This is a genomic window from Micromonospora sp. BL4 (assembly GCF_003667505.1).
Classification (GTDB): domain Bacteria; phylum Actinomycetota; class Actinomycetes; order Mycobacteriales; family Micromonosporaceae; genus Micromonospora.
The window spans coordinates 1-21,273 of record NZ_RCVJ01000086.1 but is presented as its reverse complement, the minus strand read 5'-3'; the positions used below and the strand labels follow the sequence as shown (position 1 = coordinate 21,273).

The following is a 21,273-nucleotide window of genomic DNA, read 5'->3' as shown; positions in this document are numbered from 1 at the left end:
GAGTTACCAGCCCTTCGCCAGGCTCGTCTGCAACCGGGCGGCCCGTGCGGCCCGGAGCTGGAAGATCGCTTTCACCAGGGCGGGTGCGGCGATGAAGATGACGATCAGCGCCTGGAGCACGGTCACCAGCTCCAGCGAGATCCCCGAGTACGACTGCATCCGGTTGCCGCCGGCCTGGAGCGCCCCGAACAGCAGCGCGGCCAGCAGCACCCCCCAGGGCTTCACCCGGCCGAGCAGCGCCACCAGGATGCCGTCGAAGCCGATCTGCGCGACCACCAGCGGGGTCAACGCGCTGGCGGTGGAGCCGAGCACCATGTTCGAGCCGCCGAGGCCGGCCAGGATCCCGGAGAAGACCATGATCAGGGTGTACGTCCGGGTGACACTGATGCCCGCGGTGCGGGCGGCGTCCGGGTTGGCGCCGACCGCGCGCAGCTCGAAGCCGAGCGTGGACCGGTTGAGCAGCCAGGCGACCCCCCAGGTGGCCAGCACGGCGATCAGGATGCCGGCGTGCACCCGCAGGTTGTCACCGAGCAGCCGAGGCAGCTGGGCGGACGTGTCCACCGCCTGGCTGATCGCGTCGGGACGGGTCGGGTCCTGCACCCCGTTCTGCACGATGAGCCAGGTGAGGAAGTACGTGGCGACGTAGTTGAGCATGATCGTGTTGATCACCTCGTGCGCGCCGGCGCGGGCCTTGAGGATGCCCGGGATGAAGCCCCAGATCGCCCCGCCCAGGGCGCCGGCCAGCACCGCCACCAGCAGGTGCAGGCCGGGCGGCAGCGGCAGCAGGAAGCCGGCCAGCGCGGCCAGGATCACGCCGACGGTGGCCTGACCCTGCGCACCGATGTTGAACAGGCCGCCGCGGAAGGCCAGCGCCACCGCCAGGCCGGTGAAGACCAGCGGGGCCGTGTAGGTGAGCGTCTCGGAGATCGGCGCGAGCACGGCCTGCCAGCCGTTGTCGCCGTTCAGCCAGCCGCTGAACGCCTCCGGGTCGAAGACCGAGCCCTTGAACAGGTTCGCGTACGCCTCACTCACCAGCGTCCAGCTCGAGTTGAGCGCGTCGGACGGGCGGGAGGTGATGTAGGAGTAGGTGGAGAGCACCTCGGGATCCGAGATGATCATCAGCACCGCGCCGACCACGATCGCCAGCACCAGCGACAGCAGGGTCACCGTGAAGGTGTTGGCCGCCCAGAGGTTGTCCAGGAACATCCGGCCCAGGTTGGGCTTCGGCTCCGAGTCGGGCGCCGACCGGCCCGGCGTCGACGGCTCGGCCCGTTCGGTGTTCCCGAGGGCGGTCTGCGCGGCCTGCGCCTCGCTCGCCGGTTCCTTGTCCGGCGAGCCGGACTGCGGGTTGGGGTCGCTCATGCCTCGTCCTCGCTCGCGGAGCCTGCGTCGCTCGCCGGGCCCCCGTCGGTGGCCGCGCCGCCGGTCGGCGCGGCGTCGGCGCGCTCGGAGACCGCGTCCGGGCTGATGCCGGCCATCAGCAGGCCGATCTCCTCGCGCGGGGTGTCCGGGCCGACGATGCCGATGATCCGGCCGCGGTACATCACCGCGATCCGGTCAGCCAGCCCGATCACCTCGTCCAGTTCGCTGGAGACCACCATGACGGCGGTACCGATGTCCCGCTCGCGGATGATCCGGCTGTGGATGAACTCGATCGACCCGACGTCGACGCCGCGGGTCGGCTGGGCGGCGATGAAGAGCTTCAGTGGCCGGGACAGCTCCCGGGCCACGATCACCTTCTGCTGGTTGCCGCCGGAGAGGGTACCCACCGCCGCGTCGGCCGAGGAGGTGCGTACGTCGAACTGCTCGATCCGCTCCTTCGCCGACGTCGCGATCGCATCCGGCTTGAGCGCGAGCCCGGCGCCGAACGGCGGCCGGTCGTAGATGTCCAGCACCAGGTTCTCCGCGACGCTGAACTCCTTGACCAGGCCGTCCACGCTGCGGTCCTCGGGCACGTAGCCGACGCCGGCGCGGAGCACCTTCTTGGTCGTCCAGCCGTCGATCCGGTCGCCGCCCAGGCTGACCGTGCCGGCGAGCACCGGGCGCAGGCCCATGATCGCCTCGATCAGCTCGGTCTGGCCGTTGCCCTGTACGCCCGCCACGCCGAGCACCTCGCCCGCGCGTACGGTCAGGTCCACGCCGTCGACCGCCCGGACCTGCCGGTCGTCGTCCACGACCAGCCCGGCCACCTCCAGCATCGGCTCGCCCGGCGTGGCAGTGCCCTTGTCCACGGTGAGCCGGACGTTGCGCCCCACCATCAGCGCGGCCAGCTCGTCGCGGCTGGCCTCCGGCGACGCGGTGCCGACGGTCTTCCCCCGCCGGATCACGGTGATCCGGTCGGCGATCGCCTTGACCTCGCCGAGCTTGTGGGTGATGAAGACGATCGACTTGCCGGCGGCCCTCAGCGACCGCATGACCGTCAGCAGTTCCTCGGTCTCCTGCGGGGTGAGCACCGCGGTCGGCTCGTCCAGGATGAGCAGGTCGACGTCGCGGGTGAGCGCCTTGACGATCTCGACGCGCTGCTGGATGCCGACCGGCAGGTCCTCGATCACCGCGTCCGGGTCGACCCGCAGGTTGTAGCGCTCGGACACCTCGGCGACCTCGCGCCGGGCACGCCGCCGGTCCAGGAAACCGGCGATGCCGCCCCGGACCTGCTCGGCGCCGAGCATGATGTTCTCGGTGACGGTGAAGACCGGCACCAGCATGAAGTGCTGGTGCACCATGCCGATCCCGGCCGCGATCGCGTCGGACGGGCCCTTCAGCTTCAGCGGCTTGCCGTCGACCAGGATCTCGCCCTCGTCGGGCTGGTAGAGCCCGTAGAGCACGTTCATCAGGGTCGACTTGCCCGCGCCGTTCTCGCCGAGCAGGGCGTGAATCTCTCCAGGCTCCACCGTCAGATCGATGTGGTCGTTGGCGACCAGATCACCGAATCGCTTGGTGATGCCGCGCAGTTCGAGTCTCAGCGCAACCTCCTGGAGTGCGAGCGATGGTGCAGCGTAGCTGCCGTTGACCCGGCCGGACCGACCCGGTCAACGTGGCGCGCGATCGGCCGCTCCGGCCCCACGGGTGGTCACCCGCGGCGCCGGAGCGGCCGGATCGGTCGTACCTGTCCCCCGCCGACCCTCCGATGATCTCACCGGAGGGGCCGGCCGGTCGTCACTTGGTCGGCTGGGCCTTCGAGGTGACGGTGATGGTGCCGGCGGCGATGTCCGCCTTGATCTTGTCGACCTCGGCCTTCAGCTCGGCCGGAACCTTGCTGTCGAAGTCGTGGTACGGGGCGATCGAGACACCGTTGTTGGCCAGGGTGCCGACGAAGCCCGGCTTGGCCGGCAGCTTGTCGCCGGCGGCGGCCTTCACCACGGCCTCCTTGACGGCCTCCGGGATGTTCTTGACCACGGTGGTGATGATCGCCGAGCAGTCCGGGGTGCTCTCGCAGCCGTCGACGTCCACCCAGATGGTGCTGTACTTGCCACCCGAGGCCTTGGCCGCGGCGGTGGTGCCGAGGCCGGAGCCGCCGGCGACCGGCATGATGATGTCCGCACCCTGGGCGACCAGCGCGTCGGAGACCTTCTTGCCCTCGTCCTGCTTGGCGAAGTCGTTGGTGAAGGAGCCCTTCTGGGTCGCCTTGTCCCAGCCGAGCGCCTGGATGCTCTTCTTCTTCGTGGTGTTGTAGTACGTCACGCCGTCGACGAAGCCGTCCATGAAGATGGTCACCGGCGGGATCGGCAGGGCGCCGTAGGTGGCCACCTTGCCGCTCTTGGTCAGCCCGGCGGCCAGGTAGCCCGCCTGGAACGCGGCCTGGGCGGTGTCGAACTGCATCGGGTAGATGTTGTCCAAACCCGGGTTGGCGTCGACGATGCCGAACTCCTGGTTCGGGTTCGCGGCAGCGATCTTCTTGGTGGCGTCCGACATCAGGCCACCGACGGCCAGGATGAAGTCGCACTTCTGGTTGACGTACTGCGTCAGGTTCGGCTCGTAGTCGGCCTCGGCCTTCGACGCGACGTACTTGATGTCGATGTTGTCGTTGGCGGCCTTGGCCTCCTGCAGGCCCTTCCAGGCCGAAGCGTTGAACGACTTGTCGTCGATGCCGCCGACGTCGGTCACCATGCAGGCGCTGAACTTCTTGGCGCCACTGCCGGCGTTGTTGTCATCCTCGGGGGCCTCGCCACACGCGGCGGCGCTGAGCACGAGCCCACCCACCGCGAAGATCGAGGCGATCCGCATCCCACGCACCGAGCGCAAGACGTCTCCTTCCCATTGCACACCGCGCCTAGTGCGGTGGCAGCCCATCAGCCGACCTGCGGTGTGCCGCCGGCTGTCCCACGTTACGGACGGGAGCGTACGCCCGCGCCCACCCACCGGCCGACAATCGTGCACGACTGTTGAGCGCCTGTTACCCGGGTGTAACCCTTGCGTGGGGCAAGTCACTCTTCGTGCTGGTAGGCGAGCAGCCGAGGCGTCACGAACGTCCGAATTTCAGGGGCGGCCCCCTCCCCGGACGTTACCGCCAAAAGACCGCGACCGCCGCGTTGACCAGCGTCAGGCCGACGATCGCGAGGAAGTGGCCGCGATTGACCACGTCCCGCTTCCGGGAGAAGAAGACCATGACGAAGATCAGCAGCGCGATCACCAACTTCGTCACAAGCTTCGCCGGCGCCGGCTCATCTCCGTCGCGCAGCGGAGCGGAGAGGCCGAGCCCGGTCAGCAGTTGGATCACCGCACCCCAGAGCATGGCCGAGTTGATCCGTAGCCGGCCGCTGACGTACTGGGCGATCGAGCCGCCGAGCAGCAGGGCGAACCCGATGAGATGGACATAGAGAAGGATCAGTCGCAGTGCTTCCACGCCGCCCATCCTCCCCTATCAACGACAGTTTGTAGTAGGGGGTCGGGGCCCTCGGCGCGTCCGGGCCACCGTGGCGGGTTCAGCACAGCCGCCAGACCTGGAAGGTGGGCCCGTCACCGGGCAGGGTCAGCGTGCCGTCCGGGTCGGGCCGCAGCGCCGGCGCGCCGCCGTACACGTTCTCCGCGGCCGGCAGCCCGGCGAGCCGCACCGGCGCCCCGGCAGCCCGCCGGGCGAGCACCAGCACGGCCCCGGTCGGCGCCTCGCGCAGGAAGACGAGCGTGTCGGGGTCGTGGTGCAGCCGGCGCAGGCCGCCGTGGCGCAGCGCCGGCTCGACCCGCCGGAGCGCGATCAGCGCCCGGTACGCGGCGAGCGTGCCGGCGTCCCAGCTCTCCGGCCGGTGCCACGGCATGGGGGTACGCGAGGACTCGCCATTCGTGCCGGTCAGGCCGAGTTCGTCTCCCGCGAAGATCATCGGGATGCCGGGCATGGTCGCGAGCAGGCCGGCGGCCACCTCCTGGCGGGCCGCGTCGCCGACCACCGTCCGGATCCGGGCCGAGTCGTGTGAGCCGAGCAGTTGCCAGGAGTGCGTGTACGCGCGCCACGAGACCAGCGAGCGGTAGGCGTCCATGGTGGCGAGCACCGCGTCCGCGTCCCGCCGTGGGACGCCGCCCGGCGTGCCGAGGAAGTTCGGCGCCGGCTGGTCGCCGTGCCGCAACCAGGACCAGACCGGGTCGGTGAAGCCGACGTAGTTCATGGTCCCGTGCCAGCCGTCGCGATCCAGGTCACCGGTGTGGTCGTGGCCGTGCTCGGCCATCAGCAGGCCGTCCGGCCGGTCCCCGACGACCACCGAACGCAGCAGCGCCGCCACCTCGTGGGTGTACGCGTCGGCGCCCCGCCGGCCGGTCATGTTCGCCACGTCCACCCGCCACCCGTCGAGCCCGTACGGCGGTCGGAGCCAGCGGCGCAGCGCGGCGTCGTCGGCGGTGGCGAAGCGGCGGCGCAGCTCGGCGCTGCCCCAGTTCAGTTTCGGCAGCGACTTGACCCCGTTCCAGGACTCGTAGTCCCCGGTGCTGCCGTCGAAGTAGTACAGCTCCCGTTCCGGAGCGCGGACGTCGGAGGACGCGGCGGTGAACCAGTCGTGCGCGTCGCCGGTGTGGTTGCTGGTGATGTCGCCGAGCAGCCGCCAGCCCCGGGCCCGTACCGCGTCGGCGAGCCGGGCCAGCGCGGCGTCCCCGCCGAGCAGCGGGTCGACCCGGTCGAAGCTGGCCGCGTCGTAGCGGTGGTTGGATCGGGCCGGAAAGACCGGGGTCAGGTAGACGGTGTTCACCCCGAGCCGGTCCAGGTGGTCCAGCCGCTCGGCGATCCCGTCCAGGTCGCCGCCGTAGAGCTGGTGCGGCGTCTCCGGGCCGCGCCCGATCACCGGAGTGTCCCAGTCGCACGGGATCGCCCAGTCCGGCAGCGGCCGGGTGCTGGCCGCCGCGGAGCGGGCGAACCGGTCCGGAAAGATCTGGTAGATCACGGCGTCCCGCGCCCAGGCCGGCGGTGGCGCGTGCGTGACCAGCTTGAAGTCGCCGTGGTCGGGCACGTCGTGGTCGGCCGGACCGGCGGCGGTCAGCCACCGGGTACGCCGTCGCCCGGAGAGCAGGAAGCGGTAGTTGCTCACCGGGTTGCGCGCCTCGACCTCGGCCCGCCACCAGACCACCCCACCGTCGACGCGGTCCACAGTGGCCTCGCGGAAACGCGGCTCACCATCGCCGGTCGTGCGTACGTGCACCTGTTGGATGTCGCCCCCGGCCGGCGCACGGACGAAGACGTCGACCGTCTCCCCCAGCGTGGGCTCCTGCTGCGGGACGTAACTGGCCGATCCGTCGTGGTGCGGCTGCACGAGCTACCCCTTCACCGCGCCGGCGGTCAGCCCGGACACGATGTAACGCTGGAGCAGTTGGAAGACCAGCACGGTGGGAATCGCGGTGAGCAGGGTCCCGGCGGCGAAGATCCCGAAGTTGTTGTTGCGCTCGTTGCCCTGCAACAGGCCGTACATGCCGACCGCGAGGGTCTTCGAGTCGCTGCTGGTGAGGAACACGTTGGCCATCAGGAACTCGTTGATGGTGCCGATGAACGCCAGCAGCCCGGTCACCGCCAGGATCGGCGCCACCAGCGGCAGCATGATCCGGAAGAAGACCTGGGCGTGCGACGCCCCGTCCATGGTCGCTGACTCGTCCAGCTCCCGCGGCAGGGTGTCGAAGAAGCCCTTCATCAACCAGGTGTTCACGCCGAGCGCGCCACCCATGTAGAGCAGCAACAACCCCCAGGGGGTGTTGAAGCCGATCGCCGGCCACAGATCGGTGATCGTGCCGAAGATCAGGTAGATCGCCACGATCGCCAGGAACTGCGGAAACATCTGGATCAACAGCAGGGCGAGCAGCCCCACCCGCCGGCCGCGGAACCGCATCCGGGAGAAGGCGTACGCGGCCAGCGCGGAGAGGAACACCGACGCGAACGAGGCCACCCCGGCGATCAGCAGCGAGTTGAGGAACCACCGCCCGAAGGCGGTCCGCTCGAACAACCCGCCGAAGTTGCCGAGCGACACCCCGTCGGTCGGCACCAGCTCGGTGGTGGAGAGCGTGCCGAGCGGGTTGAGCGCCGCGGAGAGCACGAACACGATCGGGAAGAGGCTGAACAGCACGCCGAGCACGGCGACCAGGTGCCGCCAGCCGACCTGGGCGAACCAGCGGTTGCGCCGCCGGCCGGCGACGTTGCGGTTGACCGCCGGCGGGCCTGCCGCGTCGCCGGTACGCGCGGCCCCGGTGAGCGTGGTCACGAGTACACCTCCTCCTGCTTACGGGTCCGCCGGAAGCTGACCGCCGAGACCACCGCGACGATGGCGAAGATGAACAGCGAGATCGCGGCGGCGAAGCCGAACTGCGCGCCCTGCCCGCCGAAGGCGAGCCGGTAGGTGTACGTGATCAGCAGGTCCGTCGCCCCGTTGGTCGGGTTGTCGGCCGGGAACGGCGCGCCCTCGGTGGTCAGGTAGATCGCGTTGAAGTTGTTGAAGTTGTACGCGAACGACGAGATCAGCAGCGGGGAGAGCGCGACGAGCAGCAGGGGCAGGGTGACCGCGCGGAAGGACTGCCAGGGCGACGCCCCGTCGACCGAGGTCGCCTCGGTCAGCTCCCGCGGAATGGCCTGCAACGCGCCGGTGGCGACCAGGAACATGTACGGATAGCCGAGCCAGAGCTGCACCAGGATGACCGCGAAGCGTGCCGTCCACGGCTGGCCGAACCAGTCCACGTCCAGGCCGAGCAGGTTGTTGATCAGACCGAAGTCGGCGTTGAACATGTCCCGCCAGGCCAGCAGCATCGCGAACGACGGCATGGCGTACGGCAGGACCAGCAGCACCCGGTAGAGGTGGGTGCCGCGCATCCGGGGCGAGTGCAGCACGAGCGCGATCAGCATGCCGAGCAGGAACGTTCCGCCGGTGGAGGCGACGGCGAAGGCGATGTTCCAGATCAGGGTGCCGAGGAACGGGCCGGAGATGTTCTTGTCGGTGAGCACCCGGGTGAAGTTGCTCAGCCCGACGTTGACCTTCCAACCCTGTGCGAGCCGCTCGCCGTCGGCGGCGACGAAGGCGCCCAGCTCCTCGTCGGCGGTCCAGGTCTGCCCGGTCTCGGTGTCCCGTACGCAGTCGCAGCCGGCCTCGTACGCCCGCACCGCCTTGCCCTCGTACGCGCGGGACAGGCCGCTGGAGCGCAGCGCGCCGCCGGCGGTGGGCACCACCAGGTCGGTGATCTCCTTGCTGCGGGCGCTGGCCTGGCCGAAGTTCAGCACGGTGTAGCCGTCGGCGGCGGTGACCTTGCCGCCCGGCGCGACGGTGACGTCGGCCGCGTCGAGCTGGCGTAGCCCGCCGGTGTCGCCGGCGGAGACCGTGCCGGTGGTGGGGTCGGTGACCAGGAAGACCAGCGGACCGGTGGCCGGGTCGCCCTTGGTGGCGATCGACAGGGCGTACTCGGCGGAGCCGGGCACCTGGGTGACCGAGGAGGTCTGGATCGCGACGATCGCCTCGTCCTTGCCGCCCCGGTGCCCGTCGCCGAAGTTGGTGAAGGCGGTGCTGGCCGTGTAGAGCACCGGGAAGACCTGGAAGGCGATCAGGAACAGGGTGCCCGGGACCAGGTACTTGGCGGGGATATGCCGGCGGGTGAGGTACAGGTAGAACAGTGCGGCGGTGGTCGCCGCCAGCAGCGCCAGGCCGGCCCACTTCTCGCCGTCGATGAGCGGGAAGGCCGCCCAGACCGCGATACCGGCGGTCAGGCCGAGCAGGAGCACCTTGCCGGCCACGCCGGTCAGGGTGATCGGCGCGTGGTCACGCGTGGCACGGGAGCGCGGGGGCCGGGAGCCGCCCGGCCCCCGGCCCGGGGCCTGCGTGGCAGACCCCGGGCCGGACAGCGGCGTGCTCATTACTTGATCTGGCCGGAGATGGTCTTGCCGGCTGCGGTGATGGTGCTGGTCGGGTCGGCTCCACCGATGACGGCGGCCTCGGCCTTGCCGAACGGGTCCCAGATCGCGGCCATCGCCGGGATGGCCGGGAGCACCTGGCCGTTCTTGCCGGCCTCCTGGAACTTGGCCAGGTCGGGGTCGCTGCCCTTGACCTGGTCGAGGGCGGCGGTCAGCGCCGGCGGGCGGGGCTCGGCGTTGTACAGCGCGACGGCCAGCTCGGGGGTGGTGGTGTAGTTGGCCACGAACTCCTGGGCCAGCGCCTTGTTCTTGCCCTTGGTGGCGACGTAGAACGCCTGCACACCCACGAACGGCTGGGCCTCCTTGCCACCGGCGAAGCCGGGGATGGCGGAGATGTCGTACTTGATGTTGGCCTTCTTGACGTCCGCCACCGCCCACGGGCCGGAGACCAGGTACGCGCACTTCTTGCTGGTGAAGGTGGCGATCGAGTTGGTGTCCGCGATGGAGCGCTTGAGCACGCCCTCGCCCTTCTCGCCCAGCGCGCCGATCTTCTTGAACGCCTCGATCGACGCGGGCTTGCCCACGCCCAGGTCCTTCGGGTCGTAGTCGCCGTTGGCGCCGGTGCCGAAGAGGTAGCCGCCGGCCGAGGTGTACAGGGGGTAGATGTGGTACGCGTCGCCGTTCTGGCCGACCTGGAGGCAGAGCGTCTCGGTGGCCTTCTTCGCCGTCTTGAGCTGCTTGCCCGTGGCGACCAGGTCCTCAATGGTCTTCGGCGCCTCGGGGGCCAGCTCGGTGTTGCGGATCAGAGCGAGGTTCTCCTGCGCGTACGGCACGCCGTAGAGCTGGCCGTTGAAGGTGACCGCCTTGATGGCGGTCTCGTTGAACGCGCTCTTCTGCTCGGCCGCGAGCTGCACGGGGTCGATGGCGCCGTTCTGCACCAGGTTGCCGATCCAGTCGTGCGCGCCGACCACCACGTCGGGGCCGCTGCCCTGCTGCGAGGCGGTGACGAAGTTGGTCTGCAGGTCCTTGCTGACGGCCTGGACCTCGACGGTGACGCCGTTCTCCTGGCCGAACTTCTCGGCGAACGGCTTGAGGGCGGCGGTCCGCTTGTCGTCCGCCCAGATCACCAGTTTGCCGCCGGCGGCCTTGGGGGATTCCTTCGCGGCCGGCTCGTCGCTGTCGCGACCACAGCCGGAGGCGGCGAGCGCCAGGGCGAAGAGGGCGACCACACCCGCGGTACGGATGCGCATCGGTACTCCTGTCGTCATGGCGGGTCCGCCGGGGGAAGGGCAGCCCGCCAGTGGGAACCTCTGGAAATTCTTGCCAACCGGCGCGTCAATACCGCGCCGCTGCTCTCGCATGTTGCCGGGACGTTAGCAAGAGGTTGCAGATAATGGAAGGGCTTGCAGAGAGCCCCGCAAGAACTTGCCGGTGGGCTAAAGTGCCGCCATGCGCGCTCGACTGTCCGACATCGCCCAGCAGGCCGAAGTCAGCGAGGCCACGGTGTCGCGGGTGCTCAACGACCGCCCCGGCGTGGCCCCGGAGACCCGGCAGGCCGTCCTCACCGCCCTCGACGTGCTCGGCTACGAGCGACCAGCGCGGCTGCGCAAACGCAGCGCCGGGCTGGTCGGCCTGGTCGTGCCGGAGCTGGACAACCCGATCTTTCCGGCCTTCGCCCAGGTCATCGAGTCGACGCTGGCGCAGAGCGGGTTCACCCCGGTGCTCTGCACCCAGACCGCCGGTGGCGTCACCGAGGACGAGTACGTCGAGATGCTGCTGGACCGGCAGGTCTCCGGGATCGTCTTCGTCTCGGGCCTGCACGCCGACACCGCCGCCAACCACGACCGCTACCGGGCGCTGATCGCCCGGCCGTTGCCGGTCGTGATGATCAACGGGTACGTGCCCGGCATCGGCGCCCCCTTCGTCTCCTGCGACGACGGGGAGGCCGCCGAGCTGGCGGTGGCCCATCTGGTGGCCCTCGGCCACCGCCGGATCGGCCTGATCACCGGGCCCGACCGGTTCGTCCCGGTGCAGCGCAAGGTGGCCGGCTGGCGCTCCGCGATGACCCGGCTGGCCGGCGCCGCCGAGGCCGACCTGGGTCCCCTGGCCGAGCTGTCGCTGTTCGGTGTGGAGGGTGGCGAGGCCGCGGCCGGCCGGCTGCTGGACCGCGGCGTGACCGGTGTCGTGTGCGGCTCCGACCTGATGGCGCTCGGCGCGATCCGGGCGGCTCGCCAGCGCGGCCTGACCGTCCCCGGTGACCTCTCCGTGGTCGGCTACGACGACTCGCCGCTGATGGCCTTCACCGACCCGCCGCTGACCACCATGCGGCAGCCGGTCACCGCGATGGCGGTGGCGGCGGTCCGGGCCCTGGTGGACGAGATCAACGGGCACGGCGCTCCGCACTCGGAGTACCTGTTCCGCCCGGAGCTGGTGGTGCGCGGCTCCACGGCCGTCGTGCCGGCCCGCCCCGGCGCGGGAGGGGCCAACCGGCACCGGCCGGGCTCGTCCGCGTTGGCCGTTTCCGCCTGAACACGGGCCGCACCGCCGGCCGCACCAGCCAACTGCCGCCGCAACCATGGCACTTCCTTGCGCAAGAACTGCTTGACTCTTGCAGCGCTCGGCCGGCATATTGCTGAGACACCCGCGCGGGCCACCGGCCATACCGTGCCGGGTGGCACCGCACCCGGCCCGAGACAGACGGGGAACGCCAACCGATGACCGCCAGCACCGCCACCCCGCCCCGCACCACCGACGACGACTGGTGGCGCTCCGCGGTCGTCTACCAGGTGTACGTCCGCAGCTTCGCCGACAGCGACGGCGACGGCACCGGCGACCTCCAGGGCATCCGGCAGCGCCTGCCGTACCTGCGTGACCTCGGGGTGGACGCGCTCTGGCTGACCCCCTTCTACACCTCTCCCATGATCGACGGCGGGTACGACGTCGCCGACTACCGGGACGTCGACCCGATGTTCGGCACCCTCGCCGACTTCGACGCGATGATCACCGACGCGCACGCCCTCGGCCTGCGGATCATCGTCGACCTGGTGCCCAACCACACCTCCAGCGCGCACCGCTGGTTCACGGCCGCCCTCGACGCCGGCCCCGGCTCGCCCGAGCGGGCCCGTTACCTGTTCGCCCACGGCCGGGGCGCGCACGGCGAGTTGCCCCCGAACGACTGGGAGAGCATCTTCGGCGGGCCGGCCTGGACCCGGGTCCCGGACGGCGAGTGGTACCTGCACCTGTTCGACCCGTCCCAGCCGGACCTGAACTGGCGTCACCCCGAGGTCCGCGCCGAGTTCGAGAACGTGCTGCGGTTCTGGCTGGACCGGGGCGTGGACGGCTTCCGGATCGACGTGGCGCACGGCATGATCAAAGCCGAGGGACTGCCGGACGTAGGCTTCAGCACGGTGACCACCGGCCAGCGCCAGGTCGAGCTGCTGGGCAAGGGCCGACTGCCCTACTTCGACCAGGACGAGGTGCACGACATCTACCGCGCCTGGCGGCCCATCCTGGACAGCTACCCCGGCGGCCGGATGGCCGTCGCCGAGGCGTGGGCCGAGACCCCGCAGCGACTGGCCCGCTACATCGGTCCCGACGAGCTGCACCAGGCGTTCAGCTTCGACTTCCTCGACGCCACCTGGTCGGCGGACTCGTTCCGCAAGGTGATCGACACCGCGCTGGCCGAGTCGACCGTGGTCGGCGCGCCCACCACCTGGGTGCTGTCCAACCACGACAAGCAGCGACACGTCACCCGCTACGGCGACGGCGCCGAAGGGCTGCGCCGTGCCCGCGCGGCCAGCCTGCTGATGCTCGCCCTGCCCGGCTGCGCCTACCTCTACCAGGGCGAGGAGCTGGGCCTGCCCGAGGTGCTCGACCTCCCCGACGAGCTGCGCCAGGACCCGGCGTTCCTGCGAACCGGCGAGAGCCGGGACGGCTGCCGGGTGCCCATCCCGTGGAGCGGCGAGCTTGCCCCGTACGGCTTCGGGCCGGCCGGCAGCGAGCTGAGCTGGCTGCCCGCGCCGGCGACCTGGTCGGCCCTCTCCGTCACCGCGCAGACCGGCGTGCCCGGCTCCACGTTGGAGCTGTACCGGGCCGCGCTGCGGATCCGGCACGAGCACCCGGCGCTGGCCGTCGACGCCGGCGGGGTGACCTGGCTGGAGAGTGGGCCGGGCGTGCTGGCGTTCTCCCGCACCGCCGGTGCGACCGTGCTGACCTGCGTGGTCAACCTCAGCGGCGCGCCGGTCCCCCTCGACGGGTACGGCGAACCGCTCGTCGCCAGCGAGGCGCTCACCGGGCAGGGCTCCGGCCACCTGCTGCCGGTCGACGCGGCCGCCTGGTTGGAACGGCGCTGAGCGGGTAACCCGTCATCGACCTGGTCGTCCGTCGTGCCCCGCGCCGACGGGCGACTGGGCTACCGGCCCCTTGTGGTGGGGGGTGAGGTGGCGCCGGCGCCGCGCGGAGTCCGCTCCGTGTGGCGCCGGTGTCCGTCTGCGCCGAGGTGTACGACGTTGCGGCCTGGGGTACGGCAAACCCCATGGCGGTACGAATCGCGCAGTGCACGATCGACGTCGAGGACCTGGACCTCATGGTGTCCTTCTGGTCCGCGGCGCTCGGTTACGAGATCGAGCGGGGTGACGACGGCAGCGCCAAGCTCTGGCCGCCGGGCCAGCCGTCCGCGTCGTCGCCCAGCTTCTGGTTACAGGGCTCCGGCACGGCCAAGCGGGGCAAGAACCGGCTCCACCTCGACCTGGTTGCCGACGGTGACCCGCAGGCCGAGGTGCGGCGGCTGGTCGGGCTCGGCGCGCGGCACGTCGACGTCGGGCAGAGCGGGACCGAGCAGTTCACGGTGCTCGCCGACCCCGAGGGCAACGAGTTCTGCGTGCTGGACAGCGCACCGACCCGCTGACCGAGCCGTTCACCGGCGGGAGGGCGGCGTCGCCGGCCCGACGCCGCTCACTTCGCGGTGAGCAGCGCCGCGATCCGGGTGAAGCCGGCGCGCACCTCGGCCTCGTCCGGCGGCTCGGCGGGTTCGCCATGGCCCGCCTCGTCGGCGGCGGCGTCCAGCTCCTCGTCGATCACGTCCTCGAAGTCGCCGTACAGGTCGGCCCCCTCGACCTGCCGGGCCTCGTCCTCGGCGGCGACCTGGGCGGCGGCGATCTCGCTGCGGATCTCGTCGGCGGACAGCGCCGGCAGCAGCGGTTCCACCACGGCCATCAGCTGCTCCTCAGCCACCACTGCCTCGGCCAACGCCAGCGCGTGCGGCCGCTCGTACGGCCCGCAGACCACGGGCTCCCACTCGTCGAGGTCACCGAGCGGGCCGAAGGTGATGATCCACGGCAGGCCGAGCATCGGCGAGTCGGCCGGCAGGTCCAGTGTCATGAGTGCGCCCACGGGCTCATCATGGTCCGCGAACGCGAGCGTGGAACGCCGTTCGCCTCAGTTGTCGCCCGTCCGGCACCCGATCCGGCCCGGTCAGCCGGGGCGGGCGGCGTCCAGGGCGGCGCGCACCAGGGCGAGCGCGGTGGCCGGTGGCACGCCGAGCCGGACCGCCTCGGCCGCGTACCCGGCCGCCGCCCGGTGCAGCCGGTCGACGGCGTCGTCCCGGCCGGGGGCCACGAAGGTGCCGTTGCGCCCCCGGGTCTCCAGCAGCCCGGCCGCCTCCAGCTCCCGGTACGCCCGAGCCACCGTGTTCGCCGCCAGCCGCAGGTCGGCGGCGAGCTGTCGGACGGTGGGCAGCCGGCTGCCCACCGGCAACCGGCCGTCGCCGATCAGCTCGGCGAGTTGCCCGCGCACCTGCTCGTACGGCGCCACCGACGAGTCCGGGTCGACCGAGATCAGCACCTGCGTACCTTCCGTCATCAGCCCGCGCCGCCCGGTGTACCGGGATCGGTGTCCTCGTCGAGGTTCACCGGCGGGGCGCCCTCCGCCAGATCGATCACCCGCCCACGCGTGCTGGTCGCGAGGAGCGCCGCCCCGAACAGCACCAGCTGGTTGAGCAGGTAGAGGTAGAGCAGCAGGCCGACGGCGCCGGCCACCACCGTGTACGCCGGATTCCGCTCGGTACGCACCACGTAGTACCGCCCGACGGTGTTCAGCAGGGTGATGCCGACCGCGACCAGCACCACCACCGGACGCAGCCGGGACCGGCTCACCCGCAGTCGGGGCACCGCGACCAGCAGCGCGGTGGCGAGCACCGCGTTGATCAGCACGCTGAGCACGGCGCTGATCGTGGTCAGACCGACCGAGCCCGTGCTGCGCAGCAGGAAGCGCAGCAGGGATTCCAGCGCGTCCACCGCCGCCACCGAGACGCCGAGCAGCACGAAGACGCCGACCAGCACCCCCAGGTCGACCAGCCGCCGGATCACCAGGTTGCCGGGCTGCTGGTTGAGCCGGTACATCAACCGCTGCGAGGAGCGGATCGCCTCCACCCAGCCGATGCCGGTGAAGACCAGGATGACCAGGCCGACCACGCCGACGGTGCCGCTGGAGTTGGCGATCTGCTCCGCGTCCAGGAACGGCAGGTTCTCCTTCAGGAACCCGGCCGCCGCCGCGCTGACCTCGTCGTTGTCCTCCAGGATCGCGCCGAAGATGGAGTACGCGACCAGCGCGAGGGCGAACACCGCGAAGAAGCCGTAGTAGGCGATCGCGGCCGCCAGCCGTCCGGCCAGCACCTCGGCGTAGAGGGCACCGGCCCGCCACACGTGGTCGAAGAGCCCCGACCGGCTGCGTGCGGCACTCACCCAGCGGTCGATGCCCGCCTCGATCCGGCCGATGACGTTCACGCGGTCATCCTCGCCGATCTTCCGCCGCCGTGGTGGCAACCGGCTACCCGTGCTCGCCGGGCGGCGCGTCGCCGGTCGGTCAGCCGCCGAGGCGGAAGTCGCGACGCGGCTGCCACCGGGCCTGCCCGCTGTGCGAGAACAGGGTGAACGCGTCCACCTCGAACATCGCGGAGAAGTCGGCCAGATCCTCGTACGCCTTGTCCAGCGCCTCCGGCGCCACGTCCTGCGCCACGGTGACGTGCGGATGGTACGGAAAGCGGGTCTGGCGGTGCAGGCCCGGCGTGGCGGCGATGGCGGAGGCGAGCAGTTCGCATTCGCTGATCCCGGCGGCCACCGCCACGAACACCACCTGGGTCACCGGGCGGAACGTGCCGGTGCCCCGCAGGTGCAGCGTGAACGGCAGGTGCGCGGCGGCGACGCCGGCGAGGTGCCGCTCGACGGCCGGCAGGTTCGCGGTCGGGATCTCGGTGGGCCCGAGCAGCGTCACGTGCGCGGGTACGGCCAGCGGGTCGCCGGCCTCGACCCGCCGCCGGGTGAGCTGGGCGCCCCACGGCTCCGGGATGTCCACCGCGATGCCGATCTGGATGGTGTCACCGGTCGGCGGCACCCCACCACTGCGATCCACGCGCGCCGCCCCTTCGGCCACCGACCCGCCCACCTGTCCCGCGGCGCTATTCGCCGCGTACCGGCGGGAAGAACCCGACCCGCTCGTACGCGGACCGCAGGGTCGCCCCGGCCACCGCGCGGGCCTTCTCCGCGCCGGCGGCGAGCAGCTTGTCCAGCTGCGCCGGGTCGTCCAGGTAGGTGCTGGTGCGCTGCTGGATCGGGCGGACGAACTCCGCCACCACCTCGGCCAGCTCCTTCTTCAGGTCGCCGTAGCCGCGACCGGCGTACGCGGCCACCAGCTCGTCGATGTCACGCCCGCTGAGCGCCGAGTGGATGGTCAGCAGGTTGGACACACCCGGCTTGGTCTCGGCGTCGAAGACGATCTCCCGGCCGGTGTCGGTCACCGCCGACCGGATCTTCTTCGCCGACCGGGCCGGGTCCTCCAGCAGGTCGATGATGCCGGCAGGCGAGGACGACGACTTGGACATCTTCGCGGTCGGGTCCTGCAGGTCGGTGATCTTCGCGGTGTCCTTGACGATGTGCGGCGCGGGCACGGTGAACGTCGGGCCGAACAGCGAGTTGAACCGCTGGGCCAGGTCCCGGGAGAGCTCCAGGTGCTGACGCTGGTCCTCGCCGACCGGCACCGCGTTGGCCTGGTACAGCAGGATGTCGGCGGCCTGCAGGATCGGGTAGGTGAACAGGCCGACGCTGGCCCGCTCGTTGCCCTGCTTCTGCGACTTGTCCTTGAACTGGGTCATCCGGCTGGCCTCGCCGAAGCCGGTGATGCAGCCGAGCACCCAGGCCAGCTGCGGGTGCTCGGGTACCTGCGACTGCACGAACAGGGTGCTGCGCTCCGGGTCCAGACCGACCGCGAAGAGCTGGGCGGCGGCCACCCGGGTCCGCTGGCGCAGCAGCGCCGGGTCGTGGCCCGCCGTGATGGCGTGCAGGTCCACCACACAGTAGAACGCGTCGTGGGTCTCCTGCAGGGCCACCCAGTGCCGCACCGCGCCGAGGTAGTTGCCGAGGTGGAACGAGTCGGCCGTCGGCTGGATGCCGGAGAAGACGCGGGGGCGGGCGGGAACGTCGGACATGCCGACAATTCTGTCAGCAAGCAACGGGGCCCGTCATGACGGGCCGGCGGGTCGGCCGCGGCCCGCCGATGTCGGGGCGTTGACCTCGCGCGGTTCCCTCGCGCCGATCCGGCGGGCGGGCGCTGCGCCGGCCTCGCGCCGCTGCCCGGCCCCGCCCTCCCGGGCCTGCCCCGCGGCGTCGCGCGCCGACCCGGCGGCGGGCTCACGGCGTTGCTCCGGCACCCGCATGGCGGAGACGGCGAGCCGGGCCACCCGGCGTCCGTCGAGGGCCAGCACCCGCAGCAGCCAACCGCCCGGTGGGTCAGCCGGGTCGGGTCCGCCGGCTTCGGCCGGCTCAGCGGGTACGGGCACCTCGTCGCCGGTGACCGGCAGTCGGCCCAGCGCGGCCATCACGAACCCGCCGACCGTCTCGTACGGTCCTGCGGGCAGCGCCACCCCGGTCCGCTCGGCGAAGTCGGCGAGGTTGAGTCGACCGTCGACCACGGCGGGCAGGCCGGCGTGCACCGGGTCCGGCGCGACGTCGTACTCGTCGTGGATCTCGCCGATCAGCTCCTCGATCAGGTCCTCCAGGGTGACGATCCCGGCGGTGCCGCCGTACTCGTCGACCACCACCGCGAGGTGCTGGCCCTCCCGGCGCATCTCGGTCAGCGCGGGCAGCACCCGCTTGCTGCCGGGCAGCCGCTTCACCTCCCGGGTGAGCTCGCCGACGGTGGCGCACGCGTCGGCGTCCGGGCGCAGCAGCACGTCGCGGAGGTGCACGAAGCCGACCACGTCGTCGTGGGTGCCGTCGGTGACCGGGTAGCGGGTGTGGGTTTCGGCGCGGACCAGCCGGGCGGCCTCGGCGATGGTCAGCCGGGCGGGCAGGAAGACCACCTCGGTGCGGGGCATCATCACCTCGCGGACCAGGCTCGCGCCGGCCACCAGAACCTCGTCGATGATCCGTCGCTCATCCGGGTCGAGCAGCGTGTTCGCCGCGACGAGGTCCCGCAGTTCGGCCTCGGAGATGCGTTCCCGGCCGGCTGCCGGACCGGTCCCCAGCAGGTCGGTGACGAGACGGGTGGCGCCGTCGGCGGCGCGGACCACCACCCGGGCGACGGCTCGGGCGAGCGGGCCAGGGTCGCGGCGGGGCCGCCCCCGCGTGCCTCGCCGGAGCCCGGTACGGGCCGCTTCCCGCATGACAGAGATGGTAGACATCGGCGGCCCACCGCACCGGGGTTCGCGGGCAGCGGGGCGAATGTTCGGCTCTGTTTAATCGTGAGAGATTATGATGGAATGGGGACGGCGGCGTGCTCGGCCTGGGGCCGCGCCCGCCGCCGTAGGGTGATTCACCGAGGCCACGTCCCGGGCGGGGCCAGGCAGGAGACAACGACGTGAAACTGCTCGTCACCGGGGGCGCCGGCTTCATCGGCAGCGTGGTGACCCGGATGCTGCTCGACGCGGGTCACCAGGTGGTGGTCCTGGACGATCTACGCACCGGCCACCGCGAGGCCCTCGCTCCCGAGGCGACCCACGTCGAAGCGTCCATCCACGACGCCGCGCGGATCGTCACCCCCGACGCCGGCTTCGACGGGGTGTTGCACTTCGCCGCCCTGATCGCCGCCGGCGAGTCGATGGTCAAGCCGGAACTGTACTGGCAGACCAACACGGTCGGCACGCTCGCCCTGATCGACGCGGTCCGGGCCGCCGGGGTGCCCCGGATGGTCTTCTCCTCCACCGCCGCCGTCTACGGCAACCCCACCGAGCTGCCCATCCCGGAGACCGCGGTCAAGGCGCCCACCAACACGTACGGCGCCACCAAGCTCGCCGTCGACATGGCGCTCACCTCCGAGACGATCGCCCACGGGCTGGCCGCCGTGTCGCTGCGCTACTTCAACGTGGCCGGCGCGCACCTCGCCGGCGACGTCGCGCTCGGCGAGCGGCACGACCCGGAGACGCACCTGATCCCGATCGCGTTGGAGGTCGCCGCCGGCCGGCGGGAGAAGCTCCAGCTCTTCGGCGACGACTACCCCACCGTGGACGGCACCTGCGTCCGCGACTACATCCACGTCGCCGACCTGGCCCGGGCCCACCTGCTGGCGCTGGACGCCGCGAGTGCGGGCCAGCACCGGATCTACAACCTGGGCAACGGCAACGGCTTCACCAACCGGCAGGTGGTCGACGTCGTCCGCGAGGTCACCGGGCACCAGCTGCCGGTCGAGGTCGCGCCCCGCCGTGAGGGCGACCCGGCCGAACTGGTCGCCTCCTCCGCACTGGCCCGTGACGAGCTGGGCTGGGTGCCGCAGAAGCCCACCCTGCACGACATGGTCGGGGACGCCTGGGCCTTCTACCGCACGCACATCCTGGAGCAGCAGTCATGAGCCACCCGATCGGTGACGTCGCCGAGCGGGCCGCCGCCGGCTTCACCGCGCAGTACGGTGGCCGCGCCGCCGGCCGCTGGGCGGCTCCCGGCCGAGTCAACCTGATCGGCGAGCACACCGACTACAACGACGGGTTCGTGCTGCCCTTCGCGCTGCCACTGCGGACCGTCGCCGCCGCCGACCGGCAGGACGGCGAGCGGTGGACGGTCTGGTCCGAGCTCTCCGACGAGACGATTACGTTCGGCCCGGACGACGTCGCCGAGCCGGGCCGGGTCACCGGCTGGGGCGCGTACGTCGCCGGTGTGGTCTGGGCGCTGCGCGAGGCCGGCCACCCGGTGCCCGGCGCGCGGCTGGCGATCGCCTCCGACGTGCCGCTGGGCTCCGGTCTCTCCTCCTCGGCCGCGCTGGAGTCGGCCGTGCTCGCCGCGCTGCTCGACCTCGGAGGGCTGGAGCTGCCCGCCGAGCGGCAGCCCCGGCTGGCGCAGCGGGCGGAGAACGTCTACGTCGGCGCGCCGACCGGGATCATGGACCAGTCCGCCGTGATCCGCTGCCGCGGCGGGCACGCCCTGTTCCTCGACTGCCGTGACGAGTCCGTCGAGCACATCCCGTTCGACCTGGACGCCGCCGGGCTGGCCGTGCTGGTCATCGACAGCCGGGCGCCACACCGGCACGCCGACGGCGAGTACGCCGCCCGCCGCCGGTCCTGCGAGGCGGGAGCCAAGGCGCTCGGCGTCGCGGCGCTGCGCGACGTGACCGTCGATCAGCTCGACGCCGCGTTGGCCGGGCTCGACGACGAGGAGACCCGGCGACGGGTCCGGCACGTGGTCACCGAGGACCAGCGGGTGCTGGACACGGTGGCGCTCCTGCGCGCCGGCCGGGTCCGGGACATCGGCCCGCTGCTCACCGCCTCGCACGTCTCGATGCGCGACGACTTCGAGATCACCGTGCCGGAGATCGACACCGCGGTCGAGGCGGCTCTCGCGGCCGGCGCGCTGGGCGCCCGGATGACCGGCGGCGGTTTCGGCGGGTGCGTCCTCGCCCTCGTCGACACGGACCGTGCCGACGCGGTCGCCGCCGCCGTCACCACCGCCTACGCCGAACAGGGCTTCACCACCCCGAACACCCTGCCGGTCCTCCCGTCC

Annotated in this window: 19 protein-coding genes; 5 read left to right on the top strand and 14 right to left on the bottom strand. The window is 71.7% G+C overall.

Annotated features, from left to right (window positions below):
• Positions 1-3: 3 nt before the first annotated feature.
• The 8 genes from EAD89_RS08110 to EAD89_RS08075 form a co-directional block, all read right to left on the bottom strand.
• Positions 4-1,362: an ABC transporter permease gene (locus tag EAD89_RS08110; RefSeq protein WP_121675297.1), complete on the bottom strand. Its 1,359-nt coding sequence runs from the start codon at positions 1,360-1,362 to the stop codon at positions 4-6.
• Complete coding sequence (locus EAD89_RS08105; RefSeq protein WP_368666344.1) at positions 1,359-2,903, bottom strand: ABC transporter ATP-binding protein; 1,545 nt, start codon at positions 2,901-2,903, stop codon at positions 1,359-1,361. The genes EAD89_RS08110 and EAD89_RS08105 overlap by 4 nt, the downstream gene beginning before the upstream one ends.
• A gap of 253 nt (positions 2,904-3,156) precedes the next feature.
• On the bottom strand, positions 3,157-4,224 hold the full coding sequence (locus tag EAD89_RS08100) for a BMP family protein (protein ID WP_121675295.1): 1,068 nt from the start codon (positions 4,222-4,224) through the stop codon (positions 3,157-3,159).
• A gap of 277 nt (positions 4,225-4,501) precedes the next feature.
• On the bottom strand, positions 4,502-4,843 hold the full coding sequence (locus EAD89_RS08095) for a hypothetical protein (protein WP_121675294.1): 342 nt from the start codon (positions 4,841-4,843) through the stop codon (positions 4,502-4,504).
• 79 nt (positions 4,844-4,922) lie between these two features.
• Complete coding sequence (locus tag EAD89_RS08090) at positions 4,923-6,728, bottom strand: glycoside hydrolase family 13 protein (protein WP_121675293.1); 1,806 nt, start codon at positions 6,726-6,728, stop codon at positions 4,923-4,925.
• 3 nt (positions 6,729-6,731) lie between these two features.
• Complete coding sequence (locus EAD89_RS08085) at positions 6,732-7,547, bottom strand: sugar ABC transporter permease (protein ID WP_233578322.1); 816 nt, start codon at positions 7,545-7,547, stop codon at positions 6,732-6,734.
• 113 nt (positions 7,548-7,660) lie between these two features.
• Positions 7,661-9,298, bottom strand: coding sequence for an ABC transporter permease subunit (locus EAD89_RS08080; protein ID WP_121675291.1), 1,638 nt, complete (start codon positions 9,296-9,298; stop codon positions 7,661-7,663).
• On the bottom strand, positions 9,298-10,545 hold the full coding sequence (locus EAD89_RS08075) for a maltose ABC transporter substrate-binding protein (RefSeq protein WP_121675290.1): 1,248 nt from the start codon (positions 10,543-10,545) through the stop codon (positions 9,298-9,300). The genes EAD89_RS08080 and EAD89_RS08075 overlap by 1 nt, the downstream gene beginning before the upstream one ends.
• Before the next feature lie 199 nt (positions 10,546-10,744).
• Between EAD89_RS08075 and EAD89_RS08070 the strand changes: the two genes are divergently transcribed.
• The 3 genes from EAD89_RS08070 to EAD89_RS08060 all read left to right on the top strand — a co-directional run bounded on the left by EAD89_RS08070 (position 10,745) and on the right by EAD89_RS08060 (position 14,201).
• Positions 10,745-11,824 carry a LacI family DNA-binding transcriptional regulator gene (locus tag EAD89_RS08070; protein ID WP_121675289.1) on the top strand — a complete coding sequence of 360 codons (1,080 nt, stop codon included), beginning with the start codon at positions 10,745-10,747 and terminating at the stop codon, positions 11,822-11,824.
• Positions 11,825-12,009: 185 nt separating this feature from the next.
• On the top strand, positions 12,010-13,647 hold the full coding sequence (locus EAD89_RS08065) for a glycoside hydrolase family 13 protein (RefSeq protein WP_121675288.1): 1,638 nt from the start codon (positions 12,010-12,012) through the stop codon (positions 13,645-13,647).
• Positions 13,648-13,829: 182 nt separating this feature from the next.
• Positions 13,830-14,201 carry a VOC family protein gene (locus EAD89_RS08060; protein ID WP_121675287.1) on the top strand — a complete coding sequence of 124 codons (372 nt, stop codon included), beginning with the start codon at positions 13,830-13,832 and terminating at the stop codon, positions 14,199-14,201.
• A 47-nt stretch (positions 14,202-14,248) separates the two neighbouring features.
• Here the strand turns inward: EAD89_RS08060 and EAD89_RS08055 are convergent, their stop codons facing one another.
• The 6 genes from EAD89_RS08055 to EAD89_RS08030 form a co-directional block, all read right to left on the bottom strand.
• On the bottom strand, positions 14,249-14,686 hold the full coding sequence (locus EAD89_RS08055; RefSeq protein WP_089017805.1) for a hypothetical protein: 438 nt from the start codon (positions 14,684-14,686) through the stop codon (positions 14,249-14,251).
• A gap of 81 nt (positions 14,687-14,767) precedes the next feature.
• Positions 14,768-15,154 (bottom strand): GntR family transcriptional regulator, encoded by a 387-nt coding sequence (locus EAD89_RS08050; RefSeq protein ID WP_121656152.1) that lies wholly within the window; start codon positions 15,152-15,154, stop codon positions 14,768-14,770.
• Positions 15,154-16,077 carry a YihY/virulence factor BrkB family protein gene (locus EAD89_RS08045; RefSeq protein WP_121656151.1) on the bottom strand — a complete coding sequence of 308 codons (924 nt, stop codon included), beginning with the start codon at positions 16,075-16,077 and terminating at the stop codon, positions 15,154-15,156. The genes EAD89_RS08050 and EAD89_RS08045 overlap by 1 nt, the downstream gene beginning before the upstream one ends.
• A 79-nt stretch (positions 16,078-16,156) precedes the next feature.
• Complete coding sequence (locus EAD89_RS08040; protein WP_199733440.1) at positions 16,157-16,723, bottom strand: 2'-5' RNA ligase family protein; 567 nt, start codon at positions 16,721-16,723, stop codon at positions 16,157-16,159.
• 25 nt (positions 16,724-16,748) lie between these two features.
• Complete coding sequence (trpS, locus tag EAD89_RS08035) at positions 16,749-17,774, bottom strand: tryptophan--tRNA ligase (protein ID WP_121656149.1); 1,026 nt, start codon at positions 17,772-17,774, stop codon at positions 16,749-16,751.
• Between the two features lie 33 nt (positions 17,775-17,807).
• Positions 17,808-18,950 carry a hemolysin family protein gene (locus tag EAD89_RS08030; RefSeq protein WP_121656148.1) on the bottom strand — a complete coding sequence of 381 codons (1,143 nt, stop codon included), beginning with the start codon at positions 18,948-18,950 and terminating at the stop codon, positions 17,808-17,810.
• Positions 18,951-19,198: 248 nt separating this feature from the next.
• On the opposite strand from EAD89_RS08030, the gene galE reads away from it, so the two are divergent.
• The gene (galE, locus tag EAD89_RS08025; RefSeq protein ID WP_233578319.1) at positions 19,199-20,131 is read left to right on the top strand and encodes a UDP-glucose 4-epimerase GalE; all 933 of its coding nucleotides are present in this window, start codon (positions 19,199-19,201) and stop codon (positions 20,129-20,131) included.
• Positions 20,128-21,273: galactokinase (galK, locus tag EAD89_RS08020; RefSeq protein WP_121675285.1), on the top strand; the 1,146-nt coding region annotated here is incomplete at its 3' end. The genes galE and galK, both read left to right, overlap by 4 nt.

Excerpts from the sequence above, each read along its gene's own strand:
- EAD89_RS08030 (WP_121656148.1), bottom strand. The coding sequence starts at position 18,950 with ATGCGGGAAGCGGCCCGTACCGGGCTCCGGCGAGGCACGCGGGGGCGG.
- EAD89_RS08075 (WP_121675290.1), bottom strand. The coding sequence starts at position 10,545 with ATGCGCATCCGTACCGCGGGTGTGGTCGCCCTCTTCGCCCTGGCGCTC.
- EAD89_RS08080 (WP_121675291.1), bottom strand. The coding sequence starts at position 9,298 with ATGAGCACGCCGCTGTCCGGCCCGGGGTCTGCCACGCAGGCCCCGGGC.
- EAD89_RS08070 (WP_121675289.1), top strand. The coding sequence starts at position 10,745 with ATGCGCGCTCGACTGTCCGACATCGCCCAGCAGGCCGAAGTCAGCGAG.
- galE (WP_233578319.1), top strand. The coding sequence starts at position 19,199 with ATGCTGCTCGACGCGGGTCACCAGGTGGTGGTCCTGGACGATCTACGC.
- trpS (WP_121656149.1), bottom strand. The coding sequence starts at position 17,774 with ATGTCCGACGTTCCCGCCCGCCCCCGCGTCTTCTCCGGCATCCAGCCG.
- EAD89_RS08100 (WP_121675295.1), bottom strand. The coding sequence starts at position 4,224 with ATGCGGATCGCCTCGATCTTCGCGGTGGGTGGGCTCGTGCTCAGCGCC.
- EAD89_RS08050 (WP_121656152.1), bottom strand. The coding sequence starts at position 15,154 with ATGACGGAAGGTACGCAGGTGCTGATCTCGGTCGACCCGGACTCGTCG.
- EAD89_RS08065 (WP_121675288.1), top strand. The coding sequence starts at position 12,010 with ATGACCGCCAGCACCGCCACCCCGCCCCGCACCACCGACGACGACTGG.
- EAD89_RS08060 (WP_121675287.1), top strand. The coding sequence starts at position 13,830 with ATGGCGGTACGAATCGCGCAGTGCACGATCGACGTCGAGGACCTGGAC.
- EAD89_RS08110 (WP_121675297.1), bottom strand. The coding sequence starts at position 1,362 with ATGAGCGACCCCAACCCGCAGTCCGGCTCGCCGGACAAGGAACCGGCG.